This is a genomic window from Arthrobacter sp. SO5 (genome assembly GCF_020532805.1).
GTDB lineage: Bacteria > Actinomycetota > Actinomycetes > Actinomycetales > Micrococcaceae > Arthrobacter.
This window is the reverse complement of record NZ_MQTQ01000094.1, coordinates 13,575-20,757: the sequence shown is the minus strand read 5'-3', so window position 1 is coordinate 20,757 and position 7,183 is coordinate 13,575. Positions and strand designations below refer to the sequence as shown.

General features: G+C 66.8%; 7 protein-coding genes and 2 pseudogenes. 5 read left to right on the top strand and 4 right to left on the bottom strand.

Annotation, left to right across the window (positions count from 1 at the left end; all coding sequences use genetic code 11):
• From BJG92_RS16805 to BJG92_RS16790, 4 genes and pseudogenes are all read left to right on the top strand, one after another.
• A pseudogene (locus tag BJG92_RS16805) lies at positions 1-306 on the top strand (FCD domain-containing protein); the annotation flags it as partial.
• Complete coding sequence (locus BJG92_RS16800; protein ID WP_232085124.1) at positions 302-1,822, top strand: MmgE/PrpD family protein; 1,521 nt, start codon at positions 302-304, stop codon at positions 1,820-1,822. The pseudogene BJG92_RS16805 and the gene BJG92_RS16800, both read left to right, overlap by 5 nt.
• Positions 1,822-2,724: a methylisocitrate lyase gene (gene prpB, locus BJG92_RS16795; RefSeq protein WP_232085123.1), complete on the top strand. Its 903-nt coding sequence runs from the start codon at positions 1,822-1,824 to the stop codon at positions 2,722-2,724. The genes BJG92_RS16800 and prpB overlap by 1 nt, the downstream gene beginning before the upstream one ends.
• A 62-nt stretch (positions 2,725-2,786) precedes the next feature.
• The gene (locus tag BJG92_RS16790; protein ID WP_232085122.1) at positions 2,787-3,926 is read left to right on the top strand and encodes a bifunctional 2-methylcitrate synthase/citrate synthase; all 1,140 of its coding nucleotides are present in this window, start codon (positions 2,787-2,789) and stop codon (positions 3,924-3,926) included.
• 90 nt (positions 3,927-4,016) lie between these two features.
• On the opposite strand, the gene BJG92_RS16785 is transcribed toward BJG92_RS16790, so the two are convergent.
• From BJG92_RS16785 to BJG92_RS16770, 4 genes are all read right to left on the bottom strand, one after another.
• Positions 4,017-4,820: a hypothetical protein gene (locus BJG92_RS16785; RefSeq protein ID WP_232085121.1), complete on the bottom strand. Its 804-nt coding sequence runs from the start codon at positions 4,818-4,820 to the stop codon at positions 4,017-4,019.
• A gap of 180 nt (positions 4,821-5,000) precedes the next feature.
• Positions 5,001-5,489, bottom strand: a complete 489-nt coding sequence (locus BJG92_RS16780) for an 8-oxo-dGTP diphosphatase (RefSeq protein WP_232085120.1) — start codon at positions 5,487-5,489, stop codon at positions 5,001-5,003.
• A 35-nt stretch (positions 5,490-5,524) separates the two neighbouring features.
• The gene (locus tag BJG92_RS16775; RefSeq protein WP_232085119.1) at positions 5,525-6,280 is read right to left on the bottom strand and encodes a hypothetical protein; all 756 of its coding nucleotides are present in this window, start codon (positions 6,278-6,280) and stop codon (positions 5,525-5,527) included.
• A 2-nt stretch (positions 6,281-6,282) separates the two neighbouring features.
• Positions 6,283-6,786 (bottom strand): RNA polymerase sigma factor, encoded by a 504-nt coding sequence (locus tag BJG92_RS16770; RefSeq protein WP_232085118.1) that lies wholly within the window; start codon positions 6,784-6,786, stop codon positions 6,283-6,285.
• A 120-nt stretch (positions 6,787-6,906) separates the two neighbouring features.
• Here BJG92_RS16770 and BJG92_RS16765 point away from each other — a divergent pair.
• A pseudogene (locus BJG92_RS16765) lies at positions 6,907-7,183 on the top strand (GNAT family N-acetyltransferase); the annotation flags it as partial.

Here is a 7,183-nt window from a genome sequence, read left to right as displayed (position 1 = left end):
TCCTGCCCGCCACGACTACTACGGCCTGGTGGGACGGCTGGACGCGGCCATCGATGCCGCGATCTCCAACTCCTACCTCGCCCAGGCAATGCGCAGCCTGCGCGTCCACCTGGTCCGCGTCCGCCGGCTGGCGGCCGACGACGCCGACCGGCTCACCGCGGCCGCCGCCGAACACGCCGCCATCGCCGAGGCGATCGCCGCCGGCAACCCGCGGCTGGCCGAGGCTGCCACCACCGTCCACCTGCACCGAAGCCTTTCCCACGTCAAAGCCACGCACGTACCTCACTAACTAAGGAGCACCATGGTAAAGGAACACCACGTCCGCGTTTACAAGAGCGAGGAAAACCTGCCCCGCGAGGACCAGCTCGCCTACAAGATCGCGAAGGTCGCCGCGGATCCCGTCGCCGTCTCTGATGAGGTCACTGACATGGTGATTAACCGCGTCATCGACAACGCCTCGGTCGCGATTGCCTCGCTGAACCGCGCGCCGATCGTCGCAGCCCGCGCCCAGGCGCTGACCCACGGCCCCACCACGGGCGGCAAGGGCTCCAGGGTCTTCGGCATTGACGAGCCTGTCGCAGTCGAATGGGCGGCCTGGGCCAACGGCGTCGCAGTGCGTGAACTCGACTACCACGACACGTTCCTCGCCGCCGAGTACTCCCACCCGGGCGACAACATTCCGCCGATCCTCGCCGTCGCGCAGCACGTCGGTTCCAGCGGCCAGGACCTGGTCCGCGGCATCGCCACCGGGTACGAGATCCAGGTCAACCTGGTCAAGGCCATCTGCCTGCACAAGCACAAGATCGACCACGTGGCCCACCTCGGCCCCTCCGCCGCCGCCGGCATCGGCACCCTGCTGGGCCTCGACGTCGAGACCATCTTCCAGTCCGTCGGCCAGGCACTGCACACCACCACCGCCACGCGGCAGTCCCGCAAGGGCGAGATCTCCACCTGGAAGGCCCACGCCCCGGCGTTTGCGGGCAAGATGGCCGTGGAGTCCGCCGACCGTGCCATGCGCGGCCAGACCTCCCCGGTGCCCATCTACGAGGGTGAAGACGGCGTGATCGCGTGGATGCTGGATGGCCCCGACGCCGCCTACACCGTGCCCCTGCCGGAGGCCGGCGAAGCCAAGCGGGCCATCATGGACACCTACACCAAGGAGCACTCTGCCGAGTACCAGGCCCAGGCCTGGATCGACCTCGCCCGCAAACTCCACGGCGAACACCCCGAACTGAAGGACCCGGCCAACGTCGAGTCGGTGCTGATCAAAACCAGCCACCACACCCACTACGTGATCGGCTCCGGCGCCAACGATCCGCAGAAGTACAGTCCCACGGCCAGCCGCGAAACGCTGGACCACTCCATCCCGTACATCTTCACGGTCGCCCTTCAGGACGGCGCCTGGCACCACGTCGAGTCCTACGCCCCGGAACGGGCCGCGCGCCCGGACACCGTGGAACTCTGGCACAAGGTCACCACGGTCGAGGATCCGGAATGGACCCGGCGCTACCACTCCCTGGACATCGCCGAGAAGGCCTTCGGCGGCACCGTGGTCATCACGCTCGCGGACGGCACGGTCATCACCGACGAGATCGCCGTCGCCGACGCGCACCCGCTGGGGGCCCGGCCGTTCGCGCGGGAACAGTATGTCAACAAGTTCCGCTCCCTCGCCGCCGGCCTCGTGGCCGAGGACGAGATCGACCGCTTCCTCGCCGCCGCAGCGCGCCTGCCAGAACTGGCCGCCGGTGAGCTGGACCAGCTCAACATCAAGGCCGCCGACGGCGTGATCGACCTCGCTGCCGCACCGCAGGGACTCTTCTAATGCTGTACTCGAAGGTCACCCCGGAGCAGAAGCGGATCCGCTTCCGTGAGCTCCTGGCCTCCGGCACGATCCAGCAGTTCCCGGGCGCGTTCAACCCGCTCTCAGCGCGGCTGATCGAGGAGAAAGGCTTCGCCGGGGTCTACATTTCCGGCGCCGTCCTGGCCAATGACCTGGGCCTGCCGGACATCGGGCTGACCACCCTCACCGAGGTGGCCGCCCGCGCCGGGCAGATCGCCCGGATGACGGACCTGCCGTGCATCGTCGACGCCGACACCGGCTTCGGCGAACCGATGAACGTGGCGCGCTCGGTCCAGGAACTTGAGAACGCCGGACTCGCGGGCCTGCACATCGAGGACCAGTTCAACCCGAAGCGCTGCGGGCACCTGGACGGCAAGAACGTGGTGGACCTGGACACCGCCACTAAGCGGATCCGGGCGGCGGCCGACGCCCGGCGGGACCCGAACTTCCTGATCATGGCCAGGACCGACATCCGCGCCACGGACGGCCTGCAGGCCACACAGGACCGCGCCAAAGCGCTCGTGGAGGCCGGGGCGGACGCCATCTTCCCGGAGGCCATGAAGGACCTCAGCGAGTTCCAGGCGATCCGCGACGCCGTCGACGTGCCGATCCTGGCCAACATGACCGAATTCGGCCAGAGCGCACTGTTCACGGTGGAGCAGCTGGCCGGCGTCGGCGTCAACATGATCATCTACCCCGTGACCCTGCTCCGTAGTGCCATGGGTGCTGCGGAGCGTACGCTTGAATCGATTAAGGCCGATGGCACCCAGGAGGCGCAGGTCGGGAACATGCTGACCCGCGCACGTTTGTATGATCTCGTTGACTACGAGGCCTACAACCGCTTCGACACGGGGGTCTTCAATTTCAAGATTCCCGGTCAGTGACCCCCGCAACCGACGTCCGGCCCCGGCCGGCCCAACAGGCGACAGGAACGAAGGAGTTCAGCATGGCTGAAGAAGAGATCAAGAAGGGCCTCGCCGGCGTCGTGGTGGATTACACCGCGGTGTCCAAGGTTAACCCGGACACGAATTCGCTGCTGTACCGCGGCTACCCCGTCCAGGAGCTGGCCGCGAAGTGCAGCTTCGAACAAGTCGCCTACCTGCTGTGGAACGGCGAGCTGCCCACCCCGGAGCAGCTCACGGAGTTCACGGCGAAGGAACGCGCCGGACGGGCGCTGGATCCGGTGGTCAAGCAGGTCATCGACGCGCTGCCCACCACCTCACACCCGATGGACGTCTGCCGCACGGCAGCCTCCGTGATGGGCGCACGGCACCCCCTCGCCGAGGACTCCTCCCGGGAGGCCAACATGGCCAAGGCCGTGGACCTGTTCGCCGCCATGCCGGCAGTGGTGTCCTATGACCAGCGCCGCCGTCACGGCCAGGAGCTCATCGAACCCCGCGACGACCTCGGCTACTCCGCCAACTTCCTCTGGATGACCTTCGGCGAGGAGCCGGTCCAGGAAGTCGTCGAGGCCTTCAACGTCTCGATGATCCTGTACGCGGAGCACTCCTTCAATGCCTCCACCTTCACGGCCCGGGTGATCACCTCGACGCTCTCGGACCTGCACTCGGCCGTCACCGGCGCCATCGGAGCGCTCAAGGGCCCGCTGCACGGCGGCGCCAACGAGGCCGTCATGCACACCTTTGACGAGATCGGCATCCGTCCGGAGGAGTCGCTGGATGAAGCCGCCACCCGGGCCAAGGCCTGGATGGAGGACGCCCTGGCCCACAAGAAGAAGGTCATGGGCTTCGGCCACCGTGTCTACAAGCACGGCGACTCCAGGGTGCCCACCATGAAGGCTGCCCTGGACAAGATGATCGCGCACTACGGCCGGCCGGAGCTGCTGGGGCTGTACAACGGACTGGAGACGGCCATGGACGAGGCCAAGGCGATCAAGCCGAACCTCGACTACCCGGCCGGACCCACGTACCACCTCATGGGCTTCGATACCGCGACGTTCACTCCCCTCTTCGTGGCAAGCCGCATCACGGGCTGGACCGCGCACGTCATGGAGCAACTGGACGCGAATTCACTGATCCGCCCCTTGAGCGCCTACAACGGCGTTGAGGAACGGCACCTGGCGTAGCCCCGGTACCTGCAGCACAAACGAGTACGGGCCGGTCACCTTTCCCAGGTGACCGGCCCGTACTTTTGCCGAGGCCCGGCTGCGGCGTTGTCAGCCCGCGCTGATCTTCAGCGAGCTGATCATGCGCTTGGCGTTCAGATACTCTGAGGTCCCCATGTAGGCCCGGGCGGCGTCCATTGAGGGGAATGCCTTGGCACCCTTGCGGCCGGGGATTTCCTCCGGGTCCCCAGCACGGACCTGGAAGGCGTCGGCGAAGGTGTAGGTCGGCGTCTCGGCGGGGCCATTGACCATGTTGTAGAACATGCACGTCGTGCCGCCCTGCCCTGCCGGCGTACTGGTCAGTCCGTAGGACGCCGTGACGCGGTCCGATTCCTGGAGGGCCCGGAAGGCAAACCTCGGCGTGACAGATCCCTTCGACGGCTGGTACGGCAAATCGACTTCGGCCGTATCAAGCACCGCATAGGGAACCGCGCCCTGGCAGGCCCCGCCGAATCCGCCGGCTGGCCCCAGGTGCAGGGACGCCACAACTATGCCGGCTTCGTCGGAAACGTCCACGTCGACGGCGGGGTCACCGCCAGCACCCTGCGGCGACGCGGTGCTCCAGGCCGCCGGATACTCGAAGGTGACTTTCCCTCCGGGACTCGTGAATGTCCGCCATTGCTCCGCCGGAGGTACTGGTGCGGGCGGGGTCGGGTCTGCCGTAGGCGGCACCGGCGCTGAAACAAGCGGCGTCACCACCGGCGTCGGTGTTGCGGTGATCGGCCCGGAGGCGATCGGCGCCACAACACCGCCCGTCGCGCTGGCCGCCGGCGCGGAGTTGAGAGAACCCAGGTTGGTGGCTGCCAGCACCCCGACTGTCACGGCAACCGCAGCGATAGCGACGACGCCGGCCACCCTGGGCCAGCGCAGATGACCGGGACCCGCGTTCGCCGTTCCTTCATCGCTGAACTCCGCCGGGCCGGTGTCCTGCTGCCCGTCGCCCGCATCGTACTTGTTGCTCCGCTCATACCATCCCCCAAAAGTGTCCGTCCGTGCCGGCTGTAAGCCCGCTTCGCCATCCCGGCCTGCCTGAGGTTACCGCGGCGGGGAAGGGTTGGTGACCGACGCCACGGTCTCGTTGTCCTCGTTGAGGACTACCACGATGTCCAGCACCTCCCCGGCCAGCGCGGGCGGCAGCCAGTGGGCCGCGTCCTGCCACATCAGGTGCAGGGGCAGGAATCCGACGTCGAACCATTCCGGTACGATTTCCGCGCTCTCGGCCGGTTCGCCCTGCCAGCGCCGGGTCGTGAAGAGGCGGCAGTACATGTTCCAGTCGGGCCGGCTGGGGAAGATGAACTCCACTACTCCGGCGTCGGCGAGGTCATCCTGGACGACGACGACTCCGGTTTCTTCCCACACCTCCCGGACCACGGCCTCGGCGTCGCTCTCCCCCACCTCGATGTGGCCGCCGATGCCCACGATCTTTCCCGTGCCGAAGCCGGTCCTCTTTAATCCCAGCAGAACCTCGGTAGTTGCGCCCGAGTCACGGAGCAGGAAGCAGAGGGTGACCGGAGCGGATGCCATGAATCCAACCCTATATCCGGCGCGGGGTGCCGCAGCTATCCGGCGGCCGGTCCGTCGCCCACGAGCTGCGGACGCAGTTCGACCGGTATCCCCTTCTGCGCGAATTCCTTGTCCATGGCCTGCTGCGGCGTGAGGCCCTGGTTGTTCGTCGCTTGGAACTCCCAGTTGTAGACGTAGGCCCACTCTTGCCGGACATCGCAGAGGAATCGGCCGTTCTGCAGTTTGGCGATCTTGAACCAGGCGTTGCCGCCGTCGAGCTGGAGTGCCCGGATCCCGTCACCGGAGATGGAGTAGGCGAGCCATCCGCCGGCGCAGCCCAGCACCGTATAGTAGCCCTGTTCGGCGGGGGGAATTGGCGTGATCGCCCGCTGCTGGTCATTGCGCTGCTGGTCAATGTTGGCCAGGGTGCAGGCGACCCCGCCGGTGCTCAAGGCGGCAGCACTCGTTTGCATGGGAGACGCCGTGGGAGCTGCAGCGGACGGGCTTGGGGAGGCCGGCGCGGAGCTGGCGGTATCCGCCGGCGTCGGGCTGCCGGTCTGGGCCGGGCCGGGCGCCGGTTGCGGAATCAGGTTACCGCCGAGAATCACCGCACCGACGACGGCTGCGGCGGCAAGGGCGGTTGCGACGGCGGTCCACACCGGCGTGCGCCGCGCCGGAGTGCGCCCTGTCGAGCGGACGACGTTTGGATCCGTGGAATAGACGATCGAGCGGGCAGAATCGCGTCCCGGCACTGCGCTTGGCCCTCCGACGCGCGGCTTGGCATCCTTCATGAGCCGTTCGATGCGGTCCATGGCTAGTCCTTCCGTTCGTTCATGAGATGGGAGGGTGCAGCTTTCGCGAACGCGCGGCGTGCCCGGTGCAGCCGGACCGCAGCGGCCGAAGGGGAACATCCCAGCGTCTGGGCCAGTTCAATGGTGGTCAGCTCGTCCCAGTAGCTGAGCATTAGGACCTCGCGGTCCCTCTCCCTAAGCTGCACCAGCACCCCTGCCACGGCGGCCCGCTCTTCAGTGTCTGCTGCGGGGACCTGGCTGGGGGCCTCGTCTTTCAGCCGTTCGACAAGTTCCTGGCGGCGGCGTCGTCCCTTGTACTCATTGCCGATCACGTTCCGGGCGGTAGCCAGCAGCCAGCCGATGCCGGGTGGCTCCACCAGTTGCTTCTGCCAGGCAATTCTGAAGACGTCCGCCGCCAGTTCCTCGGCGCGGTGGCGGTCATTGATCCGGCAGGCAATGTAGCCATAGACCCGTGCGGAATGCTGAGTGTGCAGGTCAATGAAGGCTTGCTCTTTGGCGGCCAGCATGGTGTTTTCCCCCCGAACATCGGATGACTTCTTCCTGATGACTAAGTGTCCCGTGAAGAGTTCTTTCTTACACAGGCAGCAAGAAAATCACAGAAGCGGGGATTCTGGCAGGATGTGGTGATGCCATTCACGCTGCGCGAGCCGGCGCTCCCCGACGCACCACACATCGCTGAATTGCACGTGGCCACCTGGCGGGAGGCTTACTCCCACCTGCTCCCGGAGGACTTTTTCACCGCCGAGCACGTCCGGGGCCGTCACCAGATGTGGAATCGCCTCCTCGGGAACGCACTTGAGACATGGAGCCTCCGAATCGCGGAGAGCAGCGGGCGGATCATCGGCTTCGCGTTCTTCGGCCCCAGCTTCGGCCCGGAAGGCCAGGAACTCCCGCGAGATCATC